Raw genomic sequence first — 21,856 nt, forward strand, 5'->3', positions numbered from 1 at the left:
CAATGGGGTCAGTGCTGACCGGCGCCCAGATAGGCTTCAATCACCGCCGGGTTGGTTTTGACTTCGACCGGCGTGCCTTCGGCAATCGGCTTGCCATAGTCCAGCACCGTCAGACGGTCACACAGACCCATCATCAGTTTGACGTCATGTTCGATCAGCAGGATGGTCTTGCCTTCGGCCCGGATCTTGACCAGCAATTCGCGCAAGCCCAGTTTTTCGGTGGCGTTCATGCCGGCCGCCGGTTCATCGAGTGCCAGCAGTTGCGGATCCGTCGCCAGCGCCCGTGCAATTTCGAGACGGCGCTGATCGCCATACGACAGATGGCGCGCGGTACGCGAGGCGAATTTGCCGATGCCGACGAAGTCCAGCAATTGCTGCGACTTGCTGCGAATGCCTGCTTCTTCATCGCGCGCGGCCTTGTGCCGGAACACTGCGCCAAACACATTCTGCTTGGTGCGCACGTGACAACCGACCATCACGTTTTCCAGCACGGTCATGTCGCCGAACAGGCGAATGTTCTGGAAGGTACGGGCAATCCCGGCCTTGGCCACTTCATGCGGCGCCGACGGCGAATAGGGCTTGCCGGCCAGTTCGAAGGTGCCGGTGTCCGGCTGATACAGACCGGTGATGACATTGAAGAAGGTGGTCTTGCCGGCGCCGTTGGGACCGATCAGACCGTAGATCTGGCCCTGATCGATCTTCAGGCTCACGCCCGAGAGGGCTTGCAGGCCGCCGAAGCGTTTGCTGACATCGGCTATTTTTAAAATTGTTGCGCTCATATCGTCTGTTCCTCTGGCTTATGCTTTGACTACGCCGACTGCCGCATCATCATGCGGGTGGTCTGCTTCAGGACGGTCTTCATGCCGTGGCGAAGGCCACAAGCCAGCCGGACGATTGAGCATGATCACCACCATGGCCAGTCCGTACAGCAACTGACGCAACACTTCGGCATCGATCCAGACCCTGCCGAAGATCATCATCTGCAGCGGTTCCACCACATGGCGCAATATTTCCGGCAAGGCCGCCAGAATCACGCCGCCGAGTACCACGCCCGGGATGTGTCCAATACCGCCGAGCACCACCATTGCCAACACCGCAATCGATTCGGTCAGCGAGAATGACTCCGGCGAGACGAAACCCTGGAAGGAGGCGAACATGGCGCCGGCCACGCCGCCGAACGATGCGCCCATGGCAAACGCCAGCAGTTTGATGTTGCGGGTATTGATGCCCATTGCCTTGGCGGCGATTTCATCTTCTCGAATCGCTACCCAGGCGCGGCCCAGTCGCGAATCCTGCAAGCGGATCGAGAAGAAGATCACCGCGATACACAGCAGCAGGAACAGGAAGTAATAGGCATTGACCGACGGCATCGACATGCCGAGGAACTTGACGATGGAACCCGAACCCGGTTCACCGCCAAGCGACACGCCGAACACGCGGATCGGATCGATCAGGTTGATCCCTTGCGGACCGTTGGTGATGTTGACCGGTGCATTCAGATTGTTCATGAAAATGCGGATGATTTCACCGAAGCCCAGCGTCACGATGGCCAGATAGTCACCGCGCAGTTTCAGCGTCGGCGCACCGAGCAAGGCACCGAACAATGCTGCCACCATCGCCGACAGCGGCACGATCACCCACAACGATAAGTGAATGCCGTTTTGCACGATCTCGGGGCCGCAGATCATGATCAGGAAATTGCCCACCATCGGATAGGTATTGACGAACGATTCGATGACCGCCGCAAACTGCGGTGAGGCCAGCAAACCGGCGGTATAGGCACCGATGGCGTAGAACGCGATGTAGCCCAGATCGAGCAGGCCGGCGAAGCCGACCACGACGTTGAGGCCAAGCGCCAGCATGATGTACAACAGGGCGACGTCCATGATGCGGACCCATGAATTGCCGAACTGGCTGGCAATGAACGGGAACACGATCATGATCGCCAGCAGGACCAGCAGGCTGGCTTTGGCCTGGCGCGGGTTGCGCTTCTTGTCGAAGGTGATGAATGCCATGGTTATCTCTCTTATGCGTTATCTGGTGGCTTATGCGCGGTCAGCGACGCGTTCACCCATGATGCCGGAGGGGCGCAAGGTCAGCACGATGATCAGCACGATGAAAGCGAAGATGTCCTGATAATTGCTGCCCAGGAAATCGCCGGTCAGGTCACCGATATAACCGGCGCCGAGGCTTTCGATCAGACCCAGCAAGATACCGCCCAGCATGGCGCCGTAAATATTGCCGATACCACCGAGCACCGCCGCCGAGAATGCCTTCAGACCCGGCACGAAGCCCATCGCGAATTGCGCGGTCGAGTAGTTGGCGGCCCACATCACACCGGCAATCGCTGCCAGTGCCGCACCGATGGCGAAGGTCACCACCACCACGCGATTGGCATCCACGCCCATCAATCCGGCAATGCGCGGATTCTCGGCAGTGGCGCGCATGGCGCGACCCATTTTGGTTTTTTCCACCATCAGTACCAGTGCAATCATCGCTGCCAGTGCCAGCAACAACAGCATGATCTGCGTTGGTGAAATCAGCGCGCCGGCGATATGAATCGGATCGGACGGCATGATTTGCGGAAATGGCACCGGGCTGCGGCCCCAGATCATCATCGCCAGTGTCTGCAACAGGATCGATACACCGATTGCCGTGATCAACGGTGCCAGACGCGGTGCATTGCGCAACGGACGATAAGCTACCCGTTCAATGATCAGGCTGATGATCACGCACACCGGAATGGCGCCGACAATCGCGATGATCAGTTTGACGATACCCGGCAATTCCGGCGCCAGATGCTGCACCAGTTTCAAGATGCTCAAGCCCGCCATGGCACCGATCATCAACACATCGCCATGGGCAAAGTTGATCAGATTCAAGACCCCGTACACCATCGTGTAGCCCAGGGCGATCAACGCGTACATGCTGCCGAGTACCAGACCGTTGATGATTTGCTGGATGAAAATGTCCATAGTGTTCTGCTTTCCCTCTATGTCGGCTGACGCCGGCTATTGTGAAGTTGCTTGTGATTACAGCGGGTTGAGGTGCGGATAATACAAAATCAAAGTTGCAGCAAATCGCGTGCCACGCGTGCGGCAGCAAGATCCCATGAAGCCTGACCGACCGTCTTGAATACCGGCAAGGTCATCAGCGGTTCGCAGGTACCAGCCAGCAGGTCACCGATGGCGCGTACCTTGCTCCAGTCGACCTCGGCCTGAATCAGATCGCCGGCTTCATGCCTGGCGCCTGCCAGATCATCGACCACGATGGTGCGGGTATGCAGCAATTCGGACGGGAATTCCACCATGTCCGGCTTGAAGGCGCCGACACCGATGGCCAGCGTGGTCGGTGCAATGCGTGCCGGAATCACGGCCGTGCGTGACGTCGTCAGCGCGATCAGCACATCCGTTTGTGGTGCATCATTTTGCAGCGCCTGCACCGCCAGCGGGCTGGCCACGACATTCGGATGACGTTGCGACAGTTCACTGCAAAAAGCCTGAGTCTTGGCCGCATCGCGTGCGGCAATCCAGAACTGCGTAACGCCAAAGAATTCCACCAGGGCATCAGCGTGAGCCGCGGCCTGTACGCCGGTGCCGATCAGCAATGCCGATTTCGGCCGTACCGGCGCCAGCGTCTGGATACCCAGCAAGGTCATGGCAGCGGTACGACGGGCAGTGGTAGTGGGACCATCGAGAATGGCCAGACGACGACCGGTGGCGGTGTCGAACACCACCACTTCACCCTGAATCACGGGCAAGCCGTGACGGGCGTTGCCGGCATGTACGGTGATCAGTTTGGTCACGCTCAGATCAGCGCTGATGGCCGGCATGCTCAGCAATACACTGGCAGCATCGATCGGCACCACCTGACGTTCCGGGGAACGGATGGCGCCGCTTGAAAATTCGCGCGCGGCTTGCGCCAGCGCCGGGACCAATTTGGCGTAGGGCAAGGCCTGCGCAGTTTGAACAGCGTCAAGTATTTGCATGGGGTTATCTCAGGAAGAAGCCGACAGGGAATGGATCAGATGCTTCCAGCACCCATTGATTGGTACTCATGATATGCGCGCTGCCGGTCACTTCCGTGAACACCGCATTGAGCTCGCCGACTTCGGTGGTGCCGGTAACCTTGACACTGAAATTGCTGCCGACGATGCTGCCGTTGACGTAGTTCTGATTCAGGGCCAGTCGGTCGCGCAAGAATAATTGTGCCGCCCGGCCGGAGGTGCCGGTGCCGGTCGGTGAGCGATCCACTTCGCGGTCGGCAAAAATGCAGACGTTGGATTGATCGGCACCGGGGAAATTGGGTGCGCTGTCGATCACGGTGCCATACAAGGTATTCAAACCCGGTTCCAGCGGATGTTCGATCTTGACCTTGGCTTTGACCGCGGCCTTGGTTTCCGCGCCCAGCTGAATCAGCTGCCGCACCTGTTCCGGCTTGACCGTCAGGCCGGCCTGATCGGCATTGATGTAGTAATAGAAGGCGCCGCCGAACACGATGTCGCCGGTAATCTTGCCGAAGCTCGGCGTGTCGACTTCAACGTCGCGCTGATAAATAAAAGCCGGCACGTTCTTGAAGGTAACGTTGCCGGCTTGTTGGCCGTCCCACTCGACACTGGCTTCGATGAAGCCCGCCGGCGCATCGAAGGCGATGCGGGTAACCGGCGCGGTGCGCTCGACGTAACCCATCTCGACCAATACCTTGCCCAGTGCAATGATGCCGTGCCCGCACATGTCGCTGTAACCTTCGTTATGAATGAAGATCACGCCGAAGTCAGCGTTTGGTGTCACCGGCGGAAACAGATAGGCGCCGTACATGTCGGCATGACCGCGCGGCTCGTTCATCAGGAACTGGCGCAGGTCGTCACGATTTTCCTTCAACCAGGAACGTTTTTCCAGAATGGTCTGACCGGGCACCTGCGGCAGACCGGAGACCAGAATGCGCAGTGGTTCACCACCGGTATGCGCATCAATAGTCTGAACGGTACGGGTATAGCTGAGCATGAAACTTCCTTCAATAAATCTGAAAACAACATCACACCGGATGCGGCAACGCCTGCCGCTGCACCGGCTTCACTTACTGTCTGGTACTTGACGAAAATCAGGAGACGGACAACCTCTGCCCGAATGCTTCACTCCGGTCGCTGCGGGCAGCGACCGGGGCGGTTACACATTCCTGATGGCGGTCAAACCGGCCATTCCTTGCATGCTGACAGGAGCGGCCGGATGATGCAAGAGCATCAATAGCTGGTCAGAGGGACCGGCAAACCGTCTTTGAAGCGGAACACCGTCACTGGTGATTGCTTCATATCGTGCACTGCATCAAATTCATACTGACCGGCGACACCTTTGTATTTGATTTTTGCCAGTGCCGGGCTGTATTGCTTGGGTTCGACCGAATTGGCCGCCTTCATTGCCTGCGCGATCAGCATCATGCCGTCATAGAATGACACCGCATAGACTTCAGGCGGACGGTTGAATTTCTTCTGGTAGTCATCGGCGAAGACTTTGCCTTCCTTGGCCTTCTCCAGCATGGTGCCGCCTTGCGTACAGTAGACGCTGTCACCGATGGCGTCGCCACCGAGACGACCCATTTCCGGCGAGCAGATACCGTCACCGCCCAGCAGTACGGCATTGATGCCGAGTTGTTTCATCTGGCGCTTGATCGGACCGCCTTGTGGCGCGTAGCCGCCGATGAACACGGCGTCAGGCTTCTTGCCCTTGATCGAGGTCAGGATGGCAGTGAAATCGGTTGCCTTGTCGTTGGTGAAGTCTTTGCTGACGACATTGATGCCATTGGCCTTGGCCACTTTGCTGAACTCATCCGCCAGACCCTGGCCGTATGCGGTACGGTCATCGATCACCGACACGTTCTTGATCTTCAGTTCCTTGGCAGCGTACAGCGCCATCTTGCCGCCGAGCTGGCTGTCGCTGGCCGCGACGCGGTACAGGTAAGTGAAACCTTGCTGCGTGATCTTCGGATTGGAAGCCACGGTTGCGGTCACGATGCCGGCTTCGTTATAGACCCGCGAGGCCGGGATGGTCACGCCCGAGTTGTAAGGACCGACGATGGCCTTGACGCCCTGGTCCACCAGTTTTTGCGCTGCACCAACACCGGAACGCGGATCCGCCTGGTCATCTTCAGCAATGATTTCAAACTTGATTTTCTTGCCGCCAATCACCAGACCCTGTGTGTTCAGACGCTCTACCGCCAGTTGCAGACCGCCCTGGTTATCCTTGCCTGCCGAAGCCTGCGGTCCGGTAAGCGGACTGCTGAAACCGATCTTGACGGTTTGTACTTCTTGCGCAAATGCAATTGCCGGGATAACAGCAATTGAAGCTGCAATGATACGCATGCGGTTATACATGTTGATTCCTCTCTCGTTTGAAGTCAGGTTGGGTAAAACGTCAGGTCAGATCAGCCGGGAACGGTGATTGAACGCATTGTCAGCGGATAACAGATACAGCAGATAACGGCATAGGACTTAGTCTCTCGAATATATTCGATGAAAGTTCGCATATTGCTGCAAACTGTACAACGCTTTTTATGGTGCTCGAATTCTATTTTCTCTTTCGTGATATTAGTCCCGATAATTAACCATATAATCAGAATTAAATTTTCCATAAACCATTTTTTCAAAACAAAATTCAGTCTCTATGGCTACGCTTGATAAAATCAGCAAAAAAATTCTTGGCGAACTGCAAATTGATGGCCGCATCAGCAATGTCGACCTTGCAGCCCGCGTCAATCTGTCACCGGCAGCCTGCCTGGAGCGCGTCCGCAAACTGCAGGAAGCCGGCTACATCCTCGGCTACGTGGCCCAACTCAATCCTGAACTGCTCGATGTTTCACTGATGGTGTTCATCGAAGTCGTACTCGACCGCACCACGCCCGATGTCTTTGAAGCCTTCAAGAAAAGCGTGCAAAGCATCCCGGAAATCATGGAATGCCACATGGTCGCCGGCGGCTTCGACTATCTGGTGAAATCGCGCGTCAAAGACATGAATGCCTATCGCGAATTCCTCGGCAAATCGCTGCTGCAACTCAAGGGCGTGCGCGAAACACATACCTATGCCGTGATGGAAGAAGTCAAAAACACGATCCGGCTGCCGATCAAATAATCACTGCGCCCGCTGTCATCAGAAACTCGACAGCGGCGTCAGGCCATCGGCTTTCAGGCGCAAAATAGTCACTGTCGATTCCTTGAGATCATGCTTGCCATCGAATTCGTAGAGTGCCGCCACACCTTTGTAACGCAGCTTCGCCAGCACCGGTGCAAACGCCGCCGGATTGCTGGAATTGGCTGATTTCATTGCTTGCACCAGCAGCATCATGCCGTCATAAAATGTGGCGGCATAGACATCCGGCGCGCGACCGAATTTGCGCTGATATGTGGAAGAAAAAACCGCACCATCCGAGACCCGTGTCAGCCACACCCCACCCTGTGCGCAATACACCGCATCATCACGCATATCGTCAACCACTCCGGCCATTTCCAGCGTGCACAGCGCGTCGCCGCCGAGCAGCGGCTTGCGCATTCCCGTCTGCCGCATCTGTTGCAGCAGCAAACGGCCCTGCGCTGCATAACCGCCAAAAAAAATCGCCTCGGCCCGGGTGTTGTTCAGAGTGCTCAGCAAGGCACTGAAATCCGTCATGCGTTCCTGAACATTTTCTTTGAAGACGATCTGCATTCCGCCTTTTCTTGCGGTGCGCTGAAACTCGTCAATCAGGCCGCGCCCGTAGGAAGAACCATTGTCGATAATGGCGACGTTCCTGAGCTTCAGGGTCCGCTCGGCATAACGCGCTATCTTGCTGCCGATGTCGCTGTCACTGGCGGCGATGCGAAACATGAAACCGTTACCGGCTTGCGTTACCTTGGGATTGGAGGCAACCGTCAGGGCGACGATGCCGGCTTCTTCATAGATGCCCGCTACCGTCAGCGCGACATCCGAATTGAAAGGCCCCAGCACGGCCTTGACACCGAGTTCGCTGAGTTCGCGCGCGACCACCTGGCCTCGCTGCGACTCCCCCTTGTCATCCTTGATCACGGCTTCAAAACGTACCGGCTTGCCGCCGATTTCAACGCGCTGCTGGTTCAGGCGTTCGATCGCCATCTGCATGCCATTGAGGGCATCCTTGCCGGCGACCACCAGGGCCCCCGACAACGGTCCGCTGAAACCGATCTTGACCGTGTGCGCCTCTTGCGCCGATGCGCACCAGGGCATGAACACCAACAGCAGGGTCAGCAATATGCGACCATCATTTCGTATTTCTGTTTTCGGCCGATTCGATAACATGTGCATTAACCTTTGTTTTTTGCACAGAATATCTCAATCAAGCAAGCGTTGGTATCCAGAAATATTGAGAAATACCGGGTAAATCAAGCAATTGCGTTGTAACTGATCGCGGGACGCTTGACCTGCCGGCACCGCTCCTGCTCTGTGCCCTGACCATCACGCCCCGCAACCCCTCAGACTCAGAACTGAGTACGCACCCCCAGAATCAGATTACGCCCGGGTTGTGGCACGGTATCCTTGAGCACCGAAGTCGACAGACGAATGTCCTGATTCAAGGCGTTCTTCAACAAGGCAAACCAGGTCACCTTGACGGCGTTATAGCGCTGGGTATAGGACACATTGGCATCCACCTGGGTATAGGATGGTGTCGGCGTGGTTTCAAACGATGCCAGACGGTCCTGGGTCTGGGCCCGCAGCACCTTGACGCCGCTGGCCCATGCCGCCTGACGGTAACCGAGATCAACGCCGTAACGCGTCGCCGGTTGCAGTGGCAGGTTGCCTTGATTGTCCAGCTTGCCGCGTGAGGTATCGGCAAAACCGCGCACTGAAAATCCTTCGCCGCCAAGGTTATAGCTGACCTCGGCTTCAGCGCCGTGAATCGTGGCATCGCCCTGTGCCCAGAAACGCTGAGTGAATTCGCCGTCCGGATCGGCAGCACCGCTTTCATCGACCTGACCATTGGTACGGCCAAAGATGAAATTCTTGACCTTGTTCTGGAACAGATTGGCTTTCCAGCGCACCAGACCCTCGGTCTTTTGCAGCGTCAGTTCGATATTGTGCGAAGTCTCTTTTTGCAAATTGCCGTCGCCAATATCGAAGGTAGAGGTCGATTCATGAGCGCCGTTGGAATACAGTTCTTCCACGGTCGGTGCGCGTTGTGCAATCGAATACGTCGCCCCCATTCCGTAACCCGGCATGAAGGTCCACAAACCACCGGCCGACCACGAGAACAGATTGAAATCGCGGTCCAGCAATCCTTGCGGACGACGCTTGACCGATTCCATGCGCACGCCGGCGCTCGCCAGTACCGGGCCGAAATTGCGCTCTTCCACCAGGAAGCCGGCCAGCGATGTGGATTTGGTCGCCGGGGTCAGCGCTGCCGAGCCGTCGGTCGCCGACAATGCCGAGTAATTGCTTTGATCGGTTTGCACACCGAAACTGCCGCGCCATCCGGCCACTGGCTGATGCGCAAGTTCCCACCGGGTCTGCACCGCACGATTGGAAAATATTGTATTCGGCGTGCCGTCCTGCTGCTTTTCGATATGGCTATAGTCGGTATAGCCAAGCTTGAATTTGAATGATTCGAAACCGGCAAACGGTGCCTTCACCAGACTGTCGATGTCGTAGCGCGTCTGGTGCAGATCGATGAATGATTTTTCAGCGGTAGGGATACCGTAATGATCATCCAGCGTGGATACCGATGCGCCGAGGTGACCCCAGTCGGCAATATACGAACCACCGGCGCCGATACTGGTTTCGTGGGTAAAGGAGTTCGGCAAACGTCCGTTCGCCGAGGCCGGGTCATTGAGTTTCGCCGAGCCGGGAATCTTGTAATTGTCGGTATCGCGGTAATTGCCATCCAGATGCAAGCCGATGCTGCCGGCAGCGCCGTCGACCATGAAGGAAGTATTTTTCTCTCCATCGACGGTGCCATAACGCGCCTCGACCTGACCGGTCGGCTTCGGCAACAACATGGTCGGGATGCGGTCGTTGACCACATTGACCAAACCGCCGATGGCGCCGGAACCATACAACAATGCCGCCGGTCCGCGCAGAATTTCAATCTGACGCGCGGTCGCCGCTTCGGTTGCCACTGCGTGATCATTCGACACCGTCGAGACATCGGAGACTGCCATGCCATTTTGCAAGATCATCACCCGTGGTCCTTCCAGACCGCGAATGATGGGACGCGAAGCCCCGGCGCCGAAGCTCGATGCCGACACCCCCAATTCCTGCGACAGCGTATCGCCGAGCGAGTTACCGAGCTTGTTGCGCAATTCATCTCCGGCCAGCACTTTGGCCGGGGTCAGAATCTGGGTGTTTTCATCGGCGGCAAACGGGCTGGCGGTGACCACGATTTCCTGCAACGGCGATGAGGTTGTCTGCGCGACGGCAGACATGGAAGCAAGCGCAGACAAGACGGCGCTCGCCAGCAAAGTAGGTTGGACGTACATGGAATTCCTTGACTGAAAATGGACGTGACGATGCACACGCGGCGTCACGCCGGACAAAACGTCAGCGCCGGCGAAGCAGGCGCACGCGGCGCGGCAACATGGCGGCGCAACGGCACAACGAATCAATCGCTGGCGATGACAGACAAAAGCAAAACGGAATCAGGAGAGGAGGTTCAGCGCGGCGGTGCGCGTGACGAGAAGTGACAGACGAATGGTGCATCCCACGAAGCAAATGCCTGCCACAGGGCCAGGATGTGCTTGCCGGGAATGACGGGCAGCGACGGCAACATTACCTGCACGCCATCAGCCAGTGTGGCGGCATCGTATTCAACGCAAGAGTGATGATGCGAGCTGTTGGATGCGCTGGCCTTGTCGTCGTCGGCATCACTGTCGTTGTAATCGAACAGCGCAGCATATTGACGGGCTTCAGCCGCCGGTACCGGGAAGCCGGCGTGGACGATACTATGCAGCAAACCCAGTGACTGGGCGAACAGCATCATCGCCACCAGCAATGTGGTGAGCGCAAGACTTCTGGAAGAGACGAAGCGTCGCATTGATGAGATAGATAGAAACAACACTGACGACAACGGACTGGCCGTGGTCGTCAGAGGGTACTGCCGGGATCAGCCGAAATCAGTCGCCGTAAAGCTTTTGCTTCAATTCGCGGCGTTGCTGTGCTTCGAGTGAAAGTGTTGCTGTCGGACGTGCCAACAGACGTGGAATGCCAATCGGCTCACCAGTCTCTTCGCACCAGCCATACTCGCCGGCATCGATCGACACGATGGATTGCTGAACCTTCTTCAGCAACTTGCGCTCACGATCACGCGTACGCAGTTCCAGTGCATGCTCTTCTTCGATGGTGGCGCGATCGGCAGGATCGGGAACCAGCACGGTTTCACGCAAATGTTCGGTGGTCTCACCTGCATTTTTCAGCAGATCTCTTTCCAGCTGTTGCAAACGGGCCTTGAAAAAAGCAAGTTGCGCTTCGTTCATGTAGTCCTTCTCGCCCATCTTGAGGATTTGCTCCTCAGTCAGCAAGGTTTGCGTATCAGGGGTAGTTTTGGGAGTTTTAGTTGCCACTTCGCTTACTTTCAATACTACTGGTTTCTCAATTTTATCCATGGCTCCGGTGCTTTCCGGTTTTTTGCCGGGGCGCGAGCCGGATCTGGTCGCTTTTGAATCCACTTCCCTTGCCGCCGACGTTACCTGCTTCACGGCTGCCTGTACTGCTTTTTGTTGCACATTACCGGCATTCTTCCCTGTTCCGGACGGGACGGACGCGGGTGCCATCGTTTTGACGGTCAGGGATTTTACTACAACGGCATTCGCCGTAGCCGAAGTTGATTTTTTAGTACTCTTGCCGCTGCTCTTTACAGTCGCTTCCGGGGGCTGCTCCGACGCCGTTCCATCACCCTCTCGCGGGCCGGTGCTGCCTGCGGCAGCAGCCTTGCGAACGGGCTTTCTGGTGGTGGCATTCATAAGCTCCCCCCTTCCGGTGCGAACCGCGACATGAATTCTCGCGCCGGTCCGGCTTCGCTGCCCGCTTCAAAGACCTGGCAGGACAACCCGGCAAGCGCGCTGCATACCAAAATACACGCCAACAGTTTATACCAGAACGCAATACATAAATAGCACCTGCGGCGGCTGGCCAAAGTGACGCAATGGCGACTATACCGGGTGCCGGACGCCGCACACCGGGCAATTGCGGTCGCGCGCCAGTGTAATGCTGGTCCATTCCATGCTGCGCGCGTCCAGAATCAGCAAACGCCCGGCCAGTGAGGTGCCGACTGCCGCCACCAGCTTCAGGGCCTCGGCCGCCTGCATGGTGCCGATGATGCCTACCAGCGGCGCAAACACGCCCATCGTCGAACATTGGACTTCTTCAAAATGACGATCGGGCGGAAACAGGCACGCATAACATGGCGATGTGTCACTGCGCGAATCGAACACACTGATCTGGCCGTCGAACCTGATCGCGGCGCCGGACACCAACGGCACCCGGTGCTTGACGCAGGCGCGGTTGATAGCGTGCCGGGTGGCAAAATTGTCGCTGCAGTCGAGTACCACGGTGGCATCTGCGATCAGCGCATTGAGCCGCGCATCTTCCAGCCGCTCGGCCAGCGCAATGACTTCCACTTCCGGATTCAACTGCGCCAGGGCGGTCTTGCCCGACGCTACCTTGAGTTGTCCGACCCGCTCGGTCGTATGCAATATCTGCCGCTGCAGATTGGTCAGGTCGACCGTATCGTCATCGACCAGCGTGATCTTGCCGAGCCCGGCCGAAGCCAGGTACAAGGCGGCGGGCGACCCCAGACCACCGGCACCGATGACCAGTGCATGCGCAGCCAGCAGGCGGCTCTGCCCTTCGATATCGATTTCATCGAGCAAAATATGGCGGGAATAACGGAGCAATTGTTGGTCGTTCATGGCGCGGCGCAGTGAGAACACGGTGAGTGGTCGGGTTCCAAGTAAAAAGGGCCGCATCGCTGCGGCCCTTTTCATTGCTTATTACTTTTCAATTTTCTCGGGCGGTGTCTTGATTTCCTTTTTATCATCCTTGACCGCTTTGCTGTCCTTGGCGGACTCTTCGCGGATTTCAGGTTTGACCTTGGAGACCTGCACCGGCAATCCCTTCAGATGGTTCAGCGCCTGCGTCAGCTGGAAGTCTTCCTTGCTGCCGAATTCCAGTGGCTTGCGTTTCTTCTCGGCCGCAATCAGACGCTCTTCTTCCTTCTCGTCGACGGTCGCCGCCTTGGTTTCATTGGCGGTTTTGTCCTTGTCGTTGCTCAGATGCTTGGTCAGATCGGCTTCCCGCAGACGCAAACCATTCAAGCCATCGCCATCCGCGTATTCATCCACCATGATGTCGGGGATGATGCCCTTGGCCTGGATCGAGCGGCCATTCGGCGTGTAGTAACGCGCAGTGGTCAGTTTGACCGCAGTTTGCTTGTCCGGTGGCAATGCAATCACCGACTGTACCGAGCCCTTGCCGAAGGTTTGGGTTCCCATGATGGTGGCGCGCTTGTAATCCTGCAGTGCGCCGGCCACGATTTCAGATGCCGATGCCGAACCGGTATTGACCAGCACGACCATCGGGACCTTCTTGACGGCATCCGGCAGACGCGACAACGGATCGTTCATCGGATTGGCGGCGTAATACTCACGCTTGGCATAGAAGCTGGCCTTGGAGCTTGGCAACTGGCCATTGGTCGATACCACCACCGAATCCTTCGGCAGGAATGCAGCGGAAACGCCGATAGCGCCCGGCAACACGCCACCCGGATCGTTACGCAAATCGAGAATCAGACCCTTGAGGTTCGGTTCCTGTGCGTAGATGGCCAGAATCTTCTTGGCCATGTCGTCCACGGTCGGTTCCTGGAACTGGGTCACGCGCAGCCATGCATAGCCTGGCTCGACCACTTTCGACTTCACGCTCTGTACCCGGATTTCCTGACGCACGATAGTCAGGATGATTGGCTTGTCTTCGTCCTTGCGGGCAATGGTCAGCGTGATCTTGGTATTCGGCTCGCCGCGCATCTTCTTGACGGCCTCGTCCAGCGTCAGTCCTTTGACCGGGGTGCTGTCGAGACGGGTGATCAGGTCTCCGGCCTTGATGCCGGCACGGTAGGCAGGCGAATCTTCAATCGGCGAAATGACTTTGACATAGCCATCTTCCATGCCGACCTCGATACCGAGGCCGACAAATTTGCCCATGGTGCCTTCACGCAACTCCTTGTAGGCCTTCTTGTCGAGATAGGCAGAATGCGGATCAAGCGAGGCCACCATGCCGGAAATGGCTTCGGTGAGCAGCTTTTTGTCTTCGACCGGCTCGACATAATCGGACTTGATCAGGCCGAATACATCTGCCAGTTGTCGCAATTCTTCCAACGGCAGCGGGGCCGTCGCATTTTTTTGAGCGATGGCATCGAATTGCATCGATGCCGCCACTCCCGCAATCATGCCCAGACTGATAAGACCGATATTCTTAAGTTTGCTGCCCATGTTTCACCTAGTAGTTACCCAGCCAAGTGGGTCGAAAGCCCGGCCCTGATGCCGAATTTCAAAGTATAAACCCGATTGCTCATTGCCGCCGCTATTACCTGCGCTGGCAATGACATCACCGGTTTTGACGAGATCGCCGGCGCGCTTGAGCACCGACTGGTTATTGCCGTAAATCGTCATGTACTGGTTGCCGTGATCGACAATCAGCAAATTGCCGAAACCGCGCAGCCAATCCGCATAAACTACCCGCCCGGCCGCTACTGCCTTGACTTCCGCACCTTCAGGGGCGCGGATGAACAAGCCTTTCCAGCTCGGCCCGTCGCCACGCTTGCCGCCGAATTTGGCGATCAGATCACCCCGGATCGGCAACCGCAACTGACCACGCAGACTGGCAAAAGGTTTACCGTAATTTTCCTCTGCGCTCGGCGTGGCGTCGTTTCTGCCCAACGTTTGCGGCGGTTCGTCATCATCGATGGCGTCCGCCGGGCTCGGTTTGGGCGTGGTTTTGGTACCGGGTGCCGCTTTGTTACCCGGCGCGGCCTTGGCCTGCTGCGCCGCGCGACGCTCCCGTTCGGCCTTGGCTTTCGCCAATTGTTCCTGATGACGCTTTTCACGCGCCGCCGCTTCAGCCTTTTTCTGCTCTTCGATAATTTGCGCCAGCTTGTCGACCAGACCGGACAAGCGTTGCTCGTCGCGCTGCAGATTGCCGACTTCCTTGCGCTGGGAATTCAGCTTGGTCGACAGTTGCGCCAGCAACACCGTGCGTTTGGATTTTTCTTTTTCCAGCACGCGCTTTTGTTCGTTTTCTTCCTGCGCGATTTCTTCCAGTTCGAATTTGGCGTTCTGGGTCTCGGCCTTGTTACTCTTGACTGCCTGCAGGTTGACACGCAGGGTTTCAATCAGCCTGGCCTGCGCCTGGGAGATATATCCCATGTACTGCAATTCGCGATTGATGCGATTCGGATTGTCACCCGACAGCAGCAATTTGATCCGGTCTTCATTGCCGGCCACATACTGGTCGCGCAACAGCTTCGACAGTTGCGCCTGCTGTGCATTGACCACCGCGGCCAGTTCCGTCTGTTGCTTCACCAGTTGGCTCAGCCGCGCTTCGGTACTCGCTTGCTCCTGCGCCAGTTCACGCAACGAGCGATTGGCGCGCGATATCGCCAGCTCCGATTCCGCCAGCGAATCGGCAGCATTGCCTTTGGCGGTCTCGGTTTGATTGATGTCACGCTTGAGTACGGCCAGCCGTTGCTGCAGATCGGCCCGCTCTTTTTCTGCGGCCTGCTTCTGACGACTGCGTTCCGTTACCGGCTGGGCAGAGACAGACGGCGCCGCCAATGCTGCTGCCAGCAGCAGCACCGCGCCCAGCGACATCGCTGCGGCGCGTGACTGGCGACGCGGTTTGACCATTAAAGTGCAGAGAAAATGGATTATTTCGATTTCCCTTGATTCGCCACCGCCTTGAGCGCGGCTTCGATGGCGGACTGATCGCCGAGATAGTAGCTCTTGATCGGCTTGAGATCGGCATCCAGTTCATAGACCAGCGGCTGACCGTTGGGAATGTTGAGGCCGACGATGTCGCTGTCGCTGATCCCGTCCAGGTACTTGATCAGGGCACGCAGACTGTTGCCGTGCGCCGAGATGATGATGCGCTTGCCGGCGCGGATGGCTGGTGCAATCGAATCATTCCAGGCTGGCAGCACGCGCGCCACTGTATCCTTGAGGCACTCGGTCAGCGGAATCTGTTCGCGCTTGAGACCGGCATAACGCGGGTCATTGTAGGCCGACAAGGCAGCTTCCGGATCGAGCGGATTGGGTGGCGTGTCGTAGCTGCGGCGCCATACCAGCACTTGCTCATCGCCATACTGGGCGGCGGTTTCCGCCTTGTTCAATCCTTGCAGTGCGCCATAGTGACGCTCGTTCAGACGCCAGTCGTGTTCAATCGGCAGCCACATCTGATCCATTTCATCGAGCGTGGTCCAGAGGGTGCGGATGGCGCGCTTGAGGACCGAAGTGTAAGCCAGGTCGAAGCTGAAACCGGCATCCTTGAGCAGCTTGCCGGCCTGACGCGCTTCGGCCACACCCTTTTCGGTCAGATCAACATCAACCCAGCCGGTAAAGCGGTTTGCCAGATTCCACGTCGATTCGCCGTGGCGCATAAATACGATTTTGTACATAGGAAAGCTCGATTAAGTGAGAAAACAGCAATTCGCCATTTGAAGATTTAAATAGCGTGACGGCTTCTATTTTATAATGCCGGGATTCAGTAAACTCATTGGGATCCCGTGAAATTCATCATTGATAATATTTTTCTGATCGGCCTGGTCATTATTTCGGGCGGCGCACTGCTGCTTCCGTACCTGCAACAACGCGGCAGCAAGCTGACTCTGCTGCAGGCAACACAGCTGATCAATCAAGGAAAGACGCTGATTATCGACGTCCGCGACAGCGAGCAGTTCGCCGCCGGCCATTTGCGTGACGCCAAAAACATTCCATTGAAAGATTTGCCGCAACGCATTTCTGAACTGGACAAGTTCAAAAGCAAGAGCGTAGTGGTGGTTTGCCAGACCGGAACGCAGTCCGGCAAGGCAGAAGCGACACTCAAAAAAGCCGGCTTCACTGAAGTCTACGGTCTGACCGGCGGTATTGCTGCATGGCAAACCCAGGGCTTGCCGACCACGGCGCAAAAGGAAGGCAAATGACAGCCCGCGTAGTCATGTACAGCACCGGCGTCTGTCCTTACTGCATGATGGCGGAACGTCTGCTCAAGAACAAAGGCGTTGAGGAGATTGAAAAAATCCGCATCGACCTTGATCCGCAACAGCGCGACATCATGATGGAAAAGACCGGTCGCCGCACCGTACCGCAAATTTATATCGGCGAAACCCATGTCGGCGGCTTCGACGATCTGAGTGCGCTGGATCGCTCCGGCGGACTTGATCCCCTGTTGCAAGCCTAGAATCTGCAGTGCATTCCTGACGATTTTCATTTTATTCATTCAACCTGAAACGAGAGCATTCCATGTCGGAAGAGAAACAAACTGAACAACAACCCGTATTCCAGATCCAGCGCGTTTACCTGAAGGATCTGTCGCTGGAACAACCTAATTCGCCAGGCATTTTCCTGGAACAGGATGCACCGGCAATTGAAGTATCGGTCGATGTCGGCGCTGAAGCGCTCGCAGAAGGCATCTTCGAATCGACAGTAACGATCACCGTGACTGCCAAGGTGCAGGACAAGGTTGCGTTTCTGGTTGAAGGCAAGCAAGCCGGCATTTTCGAAATCCGCAACATTCCTGCCGAGCAACTGGATCCGCTGCTGGGTATCGGCTGCCCGAACATCATCTACCCTTACCTGCGCGCCAATATCGCCGACGTGATTACCCGTGCCGGTTTCCCGCCGATCCACCTGGCCGAAATCAACTTCGAAGTGTTTTACCAGCAACGCCTGCAGGCGCTGGCAGAGCAGCAAACCGACGGCACACTGGTCAACGGTACCTCGACTGTCAACTGATCCGGCATTCGCATTCCCGCGCAAACGGGGATGTCGATGCCATAATGGATCGTTCCAGCATCCCCATGCTGTGCGCCTCGCCTCGCCTCGCGGTGAGTCGCACAGACCGATACAGCGGAGTCACTTTCATGAAATATTTACGTCTGCTCACGTCCGCCGTGGCCCTCAGCGCCGCGTTGGCAAGCAATGCCGCCCATGCGCTGGACTTCAAGTCGGTCGGTGCGGCGCCAGCAATCCTGTACGACGCGCCTTCGGAAAAAGGACGCCGGGTATTCGTTGCCCCGCGCGGCATGCCGGTGGAAGTCGTGCTGACCTACAGCGACTGGAGCAAGGTGCGTGACGCCGCCGGTACGCTGTCATGGGTGCAGTCCAAGGCACTGGTTGCCAAGCGCACCGTCGTGGTCAGCGTCGCCAACGCCAAGATTCACGCCAGCGCTGACGAAGCCAGTCCTACCGTATTCAGCGCCGACAAGAATGTATTGCTCGACATGGCCGAGCCGGCCACTTCCGGCTGGGTCAAGGTCCGGCACCGTGACGGCCAGAGCGGTTTCGTCAAGGCCTCCGAAGTCTGGGGCGATTGATCGCCCCCGCCATCAGCTCCGTCCTCACTTAGTCTGCTTTCATGAAAATCACCATACTTGGTGCCGGTGCCTGGGGTACGGCGCTGGCCATCGCGCTGACGCAACGCAATGACGTCATGCTGTGGGGTCGCAATGCCGACGCCATGCGTGAACTCGCCGCACAGCGTGAAAACCTGGCGTATTTGCCGGGCTTTCCGTTGCCGCCATCACTGCACCTCACCGCCGATTTCGCGCAGGCAATTGCACATGTCAGCGCGGCGCCTGAACAAAGCCTGCTGGTGATTGCCTCCTCGGTCTCGGGCTTGCGCGCGCTGGCCGAGCAACTGCGCGCTCATGCCATTCCGAATATCGTCTGGCTCTGCAAAGGGCTGGAAGAACAAACCTGTCTGTTGCCGCACCAGATCGTCCAGGAAGTCTTGGGCGACGCCGTACCTGCCGGCGCCTTGTCCGGCCCGTCCTTCGCACAAGAAGTCGCCAAGGGCCTGCCCTGTGCGCTGAGCTTCGCCAGTCATGACAATGATTTGCGGGAACGGGTAGTGGCGGCGGTGCATGGCGGCAATATCCGCATTTATTCCAGCGATGATCTGATTGGTGTCGAAATCGGCGGCGCGGTCAAAAATATTCTCGCCATCGCCACCGGCGCCGCCGATGGTTTACAGCTCGGCCTCAATGCGCGGGCGGCCCTGATCACACGCGGTCTGGCCGAAATCAGCCGGCTCGGCATCGCCTTGGGCGGGCGCGCCGAAACATTCATGGGCTTGTCTGGGGTGGGTGATTTGATTCTGACCTGCACCGGCGACCTGTCGCGCAATCGCCGTGTCGGACTGGGTCTGGCGCAAGGCAAGCAACTGGATCTGATCGTGGCCGAACTGGGCCATGTCGCCGAAGGTGTCCGTTGTGCCGAATCCGTACGGGCATTGGCGGCCCGGCACGGGGTCGACATGCCGATCACGGATGCCGTGGCCGGCGCACTGTTCGACGGAATTTCGGTACCGGAAATGGTGAAGCTGCTGCTGTCGCGCGATCCGCGCGAAGAGTGAATCAGCGGGCGATGATATCGCTTTCCATTTTTGGACGTTTGAAACGCTTGGGCGACTCGCCTTCGACGATGTCATCGATTTGCTTTGGCAGCTTGTCGTACCCCGAGCAGTCGTCTTCACGCTCTTTGAATTTCTTGCCCACGCGCGGATAACGCGACTCGGCCAATGCATATTGCTGGGGAAAATCCGCCTTCGGTTTCAACTTGCGCTCTATTGCCTGCATGATGTATTCCTAACTCGTACTTGACGATCACTATTCGTGGCACTGCAACTGTCCCGTAGCGTGACAGTTGTCAGCAGCGCGTCAGCCGCGCCCTAGCCAAGTAACGCCTGAACAATGATTTGGAATACGTCCAAAACAGGATTTTTATCAAAAATTTGCGAGCCCCCGCCTGACAGCTCTTTTTTGGTGCGCGGCACCAATCTCACAAAAGCGCCTGTTTACAAGGCTTTACAGCGGTTTTTTGGCTTTGGTTTTGTGCCAGATACGGAACAAAAGCAACATTGAAACAATTGTTGCAAAAAGTATCGGTTGTGCCAAAAGGTTCTTTCCCGCCTTCATCCACCAGAAATGCAGCACCCCGAGCGGCACGATCAGGTACATCAGCCGATGCAGCCATTGCCAGCGTTTGCCGCCTAGACGACGCACCATGCCATTGGTACTGGTCAGCGCCAGTGGGATCAGCAATACAAATGCGCTGAAGCCGACGGTGATAAATGGCCGCTTGAGCACATCCTTCCACATTTCGGCCAGATCGAAAAAATGATCAAACCAGAAGAAGGTCATGAAATGCAGTGCCACATAAAAGAAGGCGAACAAGCCCAGCATACGACGCAACTTGAGCAGCCAGTTCCAGCCGGTAATGCGTCGCAGCGGTGTTATTGCCAGTGTGAAACACAGGAAATACAAGGTCCAGTCACCGGTATTGCGAGTAATGAATTCAATCGGATTGGCGCCCAGACGGTCGGTCAGCGTGAACAGGACCAGCCGCGCAAAAGGCAGCAAGGCCAGAATAAACAGGACTGTCTTGAGAATATTGACTTGCCTGCTATCAAGATTTTTCATGAATTGCCCGGCATCCGCGATCAAAAGAATTTCTTCAGGTCCATGCCGGCATACAGCGGCGCCACTTCGTTATAGCCGTTGAACATCAGTGTCTTGCGCTTTTTGGTAAAGAAACCGTCTTCGCCGATACGCCGTTCACTGGCCTGCGACCAGCGCGGATGGTCAACATTGGGATTAACGTTGGAATAAAAACCGTATTCCTGTGGTGCAGAAATATTCCATGCGGTTTTCGGCTGCTCCTTGAGGAAGCGGATCTTGACGATCGATTTGGCCGATTTGAAACCATATTTCCATGGAACAATAATACGTACCGGTGCGCCATTCTGGTTCGGCAATACCTCGCCATACATGCCGAGCGTCAGCAATGTCAGCGGATGATTGGCTTCGTCCAGACGCAAGCCCTCGGTGTACGGCCATTGCAGTACCCGGTCGCCGATACCCGGCATCTGATTTTTATCTGCCAGCGTCACGAACTCCACGTATTTGGCATTACTGGTCGGTTCAACTTTCTTGATCAGTTCCGACAGTGAATAACCAATCCACGGAATCACCATCGACCAGCCTTCGACGCAACGCAGTCGGTAAATCCGCTCTTCCAGCGGTGCCAGCCTGGTCAGGCTGTCGATGTCCAGCGTCATCGGCTTCTTGACTTCACCTTCGATGGCAATCGTCCAGGGACGGGTTTTCAGGGTGCCGGCATTTTGCGCCGGGTCTGCCTTGTCGGTGCCGAATTCATAGTAATTGTTGTAGGTGGAGGCATCCTTGAAGGATGTTTGCTTGTCCATCACCACATAGGACGAGTTGGGCCTGGCGGCCAGTTTCGCCAGCGGCGCACCTTGCGCAAATGCATCGCGCGAAGCGAATTCCAGCAAGCCGGCACCGGTGACGGAAGCCACCGCCATCTGCTTCATGAAACTGCGGCGCGCGTCGAATACCTCACGCGGTGTAATTTCGGAAGGCAATGGCAGGCCATCACCATGAGATTGACGTTTGATCAGCATAGAAACTCCATATACGATGCGGCGGGATGCAGCTTGGTCGGTTCGACCAATTCGATCTTACACAATTCCGCTACTTTCTTTTTCTTATACGGAGCAACGGCCGTTGCGGATGCAAGGCGCAGGTGGCGACAGGTGACGCCGGGAAATAGTGCCGACAGGCAATGCAGTCCGGATCCGGA

23 protein-coding genes are annotated in these 21,856 nt (G+C 56.9%); 6 read left to right on the plus strand and 17 right to left on the minus strand.

Annotation, left to right across the window (positions count from 1 at the left end):
* Window positions 1-8: 8 nt before the first annotated feature.
* From AKL27_RS04810 to AKL27_RS04835, 6 genes are all read right to left on the minus strand, one after another.
* Entirely contained in the window at window positions 9-779 is a 771-nt protein-coding gene (locus tag AKL27_RS04810) for an ABC transporter ATP-binding protein (RefSeq protein WP_050461644.1), read from the minus strand.
* A gap of 18 nt (window positions 780-797) precedes the next feature.
* On the minus strand, window positions 798-2,015 hold the full coding sequence (locus tag AKL27_RS04815; RefSeq protein ID WP_050461645.1) for an ABC transporter permease subunit: 1,218 nt from the start codon (window positions 2,013-2,015) through the stop codon (window positions 798-800).
* 30 nt (window positions 2,016-2,045) lie between these two features.
* Window positions 2,046-2,975, minus strand: a complete 930-nt coding sequence (locus AKL27_RS04820) for a branched-chain amino acid ABC transporter permease (protein WP_050461646.1) — start codon at window positions 2,973-2,975, stop codon at window positions 2,046-2,048.
* 89 nt (window positions 2,976-3,064) lie between these two features.
* Complete coding sequence (locus tag AKL27_RS04825; RefSeq protein ID WP_050461647.1) at window positions 3,065-3,988, minus strand: delta(1)-pyrroline-2-carboxylate reductase family protein; 924 nt, start codon at window positions 3,986-3,988, stop codon at window positions 3,065-3,067.
* A 4-nt stretch (window positions 3,989-3,992) separates the two neighbouring features.
* Window positions 3,993-5,003, minus strand: a complete 1,011-nt coding sequence (gene lhpH, locus AKL27_RS04830; RefSeq protein ID WP_050461648.1) for a trans-3-hydroxy-L-proline dehydratase — start codon at window positions 5,001-5,003, stop codon at window positions 3,993-3,995.
* A gap of 236 nt (window positions 5,004-5,239) precedes the next feature.
* Window positions 5,240-6,367 (minus strand): branched-chain amino acid ABC transporter substrate-binding protein, encoded by a 1,128-nt coding sequence (locus AKL27_RS04835; protein ID WP_050461649.1) that lies wholly within the window; start codon window positions 6,365-6,367, stop codon window positions 5,240-5,242.
* 289 nt (window positions 6,368-6,656) lie between these two features.
* Here AKL27_RS04835 and AKL27_RS04840 point away from each other — a divergent pair, with 289 nt between their 5' ends.
* On the plus strand, window positions 6,657-7,121 hold the full coding sequence (locus tag AKL27_RS04840; protein WP_050461650.1) for an Lrp/AsnC ligand binding domain-containing protein: 465 nt from the start codon (window positions 6,657-6,659) through the stop codon (window positions 7,119-7,121).
* Window positions 7,122-7,139: 18 nt separating this feature from the next.
* Here AKL27_RS04840 and AKL27_RS04845 read toward each other — a convergent pair whose 3' ends face one another.
* The 8 genes from AKL27_RS04845 to gpmA all read right to left on the minus strand — a co-directional run bounded on the left by AKL27_RS04845 (window position 7,140) and on the right by gpmA (window position 16,653).
* A complete protein-coding gene (locus tag AKL27_RS04845) occupies window positions 7,140-8,249 on the minus strand; it encodes a branched-chain amino acid ABC transporter substrate-binding protein (RefSeq protein WP_232310901.1) in 1,110 nt (369 codons plus the stop codon).
* Between the two features lie 227 nt (window positions 8,250-8,476).
* Window positions 8,477-10,471, minus strand: coding sequence for a TonB-dependent receptor (locus tag AKL27_RS04850; protein WP_050461651.1), 1,995 nt, complete (start codon window positions 10,469-10,471; stop codon window positions 8,477-8,479).
* Window positions 10,472-10,644: 173 nt separating this feature from the next.
* Entirely contained in the window at window positions 10,645-11,025 is a 381-nt protein-coding gene (locus AKL27_RS04860; protein ID WP_050461653.1) for a hypothetical protein, read from the minus strand.
* Window positions 11,026-11,104: 79 nt separating this feature from the next.
* A complete protein-coding gene (dksA, locus tag AKL27_RS28745; RefSeq protein WP_198155891.1) occupies window positions 11,105-11,593 on the minus strand; it encodes an RNA polymerase-binding protein DksA in 489 nt (162 codons plus the stop codon).
* A gap of 546 nt (window positions 11,594-12,139) precedes the next feature.
* A complete protein-coding gene (locus AKL27_RS04870; RefSeq protein ID WP_050461655.1) occupies window positions 12,140-12,898 on the minus strand; it encodes a HesA/MoeB/ThiF family protein in 759 nt (252 codons plus the stop codon).
* Between the two features lie 81 nt (window positions 12,899-12,979).
* Window positions 12,980-14,473 (minus strand): S41 family peptidase, encoded by a 1,494-nt coding sequence (locus tag AKL27_RS04875; protein ID WP_050461656.1) that lies wholly within the window; start codon window positions 14,471-14,473, stop codon window positions 12,980-12,982.
* A 3-nt stretch (window positions 14,474-14,476) separates the two neighbouring features.
* Window positions 14,477-15,850 (minus strand): murein hydrolase activator EnvC family protein, encoded by a 1,374-nt coding sequence (locus AKL27_RS04880; protein WP_083438879.1) that lies wholly within the window; start codon window positions 15,848-15,850, stop codon window positions 14,477-14,479.
* Between the two features lie 56 nt (window positions 15,851-15,906).
* Entirely contained in the window at window positions 15,907-16,653 is a 747-nt protein-coding gene (gene gpmA, locus AKL27_RS04885) for a 2,3-diphosphoglycerate-dependent phosphoglycerate mutase (RefSeq protein WP_050461658.1), read from the minus strand.
* Between the two features lie 108 nt (window positions 16,654-16,761).
* Between gpmA and AKL27_RS04890 the strand changes: the two genes are divergently transcribed.
* The 5 genes from AKL27_RS04890 to AKL27_RS04910 all read left to right on the plus strand — a co-directional run bounded on the left by AKL27_RS04890 (window position 16,762) and on the right by AKL27_RS04910 (window position 19,610).
* Window positions 16,762-17,178 carry a rhodanese-like domain-containing protein gene (locus AKL27_RS04890; RefSeq protein WP_050461659.1) on the plus strand — a complete coding sequence of 139 codons (417 nt, stop codon included), beginning with the start codon at window positions 16,762-16,764 and terminating at the stop codon, window positions 17,176-17,178.
* On the plus strand, window positions 17,175-17,435 hold the full coding sequence (gene grxC / locus AKL27_RS04895) for a glutaredoxin 3 (protein ID WP_050461660.1): 261 nt from the start codon (window positions 17,175-17,177) through the stop codon (window positions 17,433-17,435). The genes AKL27_RS04890 and grxC overlap by 4 nt, the downstream gene beginning before the upstream one ends.
* Before the next feature lie 62 nt (window positions 17,436-17,497).
* Window positions 17,498-17,989, plus strand: a complete 492-nt coding sequence (gene secB, locus AKL27_RS04900) for a protein-export chaperone SecB (protein ID WP_050461661.1) — start codon at window positions 17,498-17,500, stop codon at window positions 17,987-17,989.
* Between the two features lie 128 nt (window positions 17,990-18,117).
* Window positions 18,118-18,570 carry an SH3 domain-containing protein gene (locus AKL27_RS04905; RefSeq protein ID WP_050461662.1) on the plus strand — a complete coding sequence of 151 codons (453 nt, stop codon included), beginning with the start codon at window positions 18,118-18,120 and terminating at the stop codon, window positions 18,568-18,570.
* Window positions 18,571-18,611: 41 nt separating this feature from the next.
* A complete protein-coding gene (locus AKL27_RS04910) occupies window positions 18,612-19,610 on the plus strand; it encodes an NAD(P)H-dependent glycerol-3-phosphate dehydrogenase (protein ID WP_050461663.1) in 999 nt (332 codons plus the stop codon).
* A 1-nt stretch (window position 19,611) separates the two neighbouring features.
* On the opposite strand, the gene AKL27_RS04915 is transcribed toward AKL27_RS04910, so the two are convergent.
* The 3 genes from AKL27_RS04915 to msrP all read right to left on the minus strand — a co-directional run bounded on the left by AKL27_RS04915 (window position 19,612) and on the right by msrP (window position 21,677).
* Window positions 19,612-19,833, minus strand: a complete 222-nt coding sequence (locus tag AKL27_RS04915) for a hypothetical protein (protein ID WP_050461664.1) — start codon at window positions 19,831-19,833, stop codon at window positions 19,612-19,614.
* Window positions 19,834-20,061: 228 nt separating this feature from the next.
* Window positions 20,062-20,676: a protein-methionine-sulfoxide reductase heme-binding subunit MsrQ gene (locus AKL27_RS04920; protein ID WP_050461730.1), complete on the minus strand. Its 615-nt coding sequence runs from the start codon at window positions 20,674-20,676 to the stop codon at window positions 20,062-20,064.
* 20 nt (window positions 20,677-20,696) lie between these two features.
* Complete coding sequence (msrP, locus tag AKL27_RS04925; RefSeq protein ID WP_050461665.1) at window positions 20,697-21,677, minus strand: protein-methionine-sulfoxide reductase catalytic subunit MsrP; 981 nt, start codon at window positions 21,675-21,677, stop codon at window positions 20,697-20,699.
* Window positions 21,678-21,856 lie beyond the last annotated feature (179 nt).

The organism is Herbaspirillum autotrophicum (assembly GCF_001189915.1).
In the GTDB taxonomy this organism is placed as follows: domain Bacteria; phylum Pseudomonadota; class Gammaproteobacteria; order Burkholderiales; family Burkholderiaceae_D; genus Herbaspirillum; species Herbaspirillum autotrophicum.

Excerpts from the sequence above, each read along its gene's own strand:
- AKL27_RS04810 (WP_050461644.1), bottom strand. The coding sequence starts at position 779 with ATGAGCGCAACAATTTTAAAAATAGCCGATGTCAGCAAACGCTTCGGC.
- AKL27_RS04815 (WP_050461645.1), bottom strand. The coding sequence starts at position 2,015 with ATGGCATTCATCACCTTCGACAAGAAGCGCAACCCGCGCCAGGCCAAA.
- AKL27_RS04820 (WP_050461646.1), bottom strand. The coding sequence starts at position 2,975 with ATGGACATTTTCATCCAGCAAATCATCAACGGTCTGGTACTCGGCAGC.
- AKL27_RS04825 (WP_050461647.1), bottom strand. The coding sequence starts at position 3,988 with ATGCAAATACTTGACGCTGTTCAAACTGCGCAGGCCTTGCCCTACGCC.
- lhpH (WP_050461648.1), bottom strand. The coding sequence starts at position 5,003 with ATGCTCAGCTATACCCGTACCGTTCAGACTATTGATGCGCATACCGGT.
- AKL27_RS04835 (WP_050461649.1), bottom strand. The coding sequence starts at position 6,367 with ATGTATAACCGCATGCGTATCATTGCAGCTTCAATTGCTGTTATCCCG.
- AKL27_RS04840 (WP_050461650.1), top strand. The coding sequence starts at position 6,657 with ATGGCTACGCTTGATAAAATCAGCAAAAAAATTCTTGGCGAACTGCAA.
- AKL27_RS04850 (WP_050461651.1), bottom strand. The coding sequence starts at position 10,471 with ATGTACGTCCAACCTACTTTGCTGGCGAGCGCCGTCTTGTCTGCGCTT.
- AKL27_RS04860 (WP_050461653.1), bottom strand. The coding sequence starts at position 11,025 with ATGCGACGCTTCGTCTCTTCCAGAAGTCTTGCGCTCACCACATTGCTG.
- dksA (WP_198155891.1), bottom strand. The coding sequence starts at position 11,593 with ATGGATAAAATTGAGAAACCAGTAGTATTGAAAGTAAGCGAAGTGGCA.
- AKL27_RS04870 (WP_050461655.1), bottom strand. The coding sequence starts at position 12,898 with ATGAACGACCAACAATTGCTCCGTTATTCCCGCCATATTTTGCTCGAT.
- AKL27_RS04875 (WP_050461656.1), bottom strand. The coding sequence starts at position 14,473 with ATGGGCAGCAAACTTAAGAATATCGGTCTTATCAGTCTGGGCATGATT.
- AKL27_RS04880 (WP_083438879.1), bottom strand. The coding sequence starts at position 15,850 with ATGTCGCTGGGCGCGGTGCTGCTGCTGGCAGCAGCATTGGCGGCGCCG.
- gpmA (WP_050461658.1), bottom strand. The coding sequence starts at position 16,653 with ATGTACAAAATCGTATTTATGCGCCACGGCGAATCGACGTGGAATCTG.
- grxC (WP_050461660.1), top strand. The coding sequence starts at position 17,175 with ATGACAGCCCGCGTAGTCATGTACAGCACCGGCGTCTGTCCTTACTGC.
- secB (WP_050461661.1), top strand. The coding sequence starts at position 17,498 with ATGTCGGAAGAGAAACAAACTGAACAACAACCCGTATTCCAGATCCAG.
- AKL27_RS04905 (WP_050461662.1), top strand. The coding sequence starts at position 18,118 with ATGAAATATTTACGTCTGCTCACGTCCGCCGTGGCCCTCAGCGCCGCG.
- AKL27_RS04910 (WP_050461663.1), top strand. The coding sequence starts at position 18,612 with ATGAAAATCACCATACTTGGTGCCGGTGCCTGGGGTACGGCGCTGGCC.
- AKL27_RS04915 (WP_050461664.1), bottom strand. The coding sequence starts at position 19,833 with ATGCAGGCAATAGAGCGCAAGTTGAAACCGAAGGCGGATTTTCCCCAG.
- AKL27_RS04920 (WP_050461730.1), bottom strand. The coding sequence starts at position 20,676 with ATGAAAAATCTTGATAGCAGGCAAGTCAATATTCTCAAGACAGTCCTG.
- msrP (WP_050461665.1), bottom strand. The coding sequence starts at position 21,677 with ATGCTGATCAAACGTCAATCTCATGGTGATGGCCTGCCATTGCCTTCC.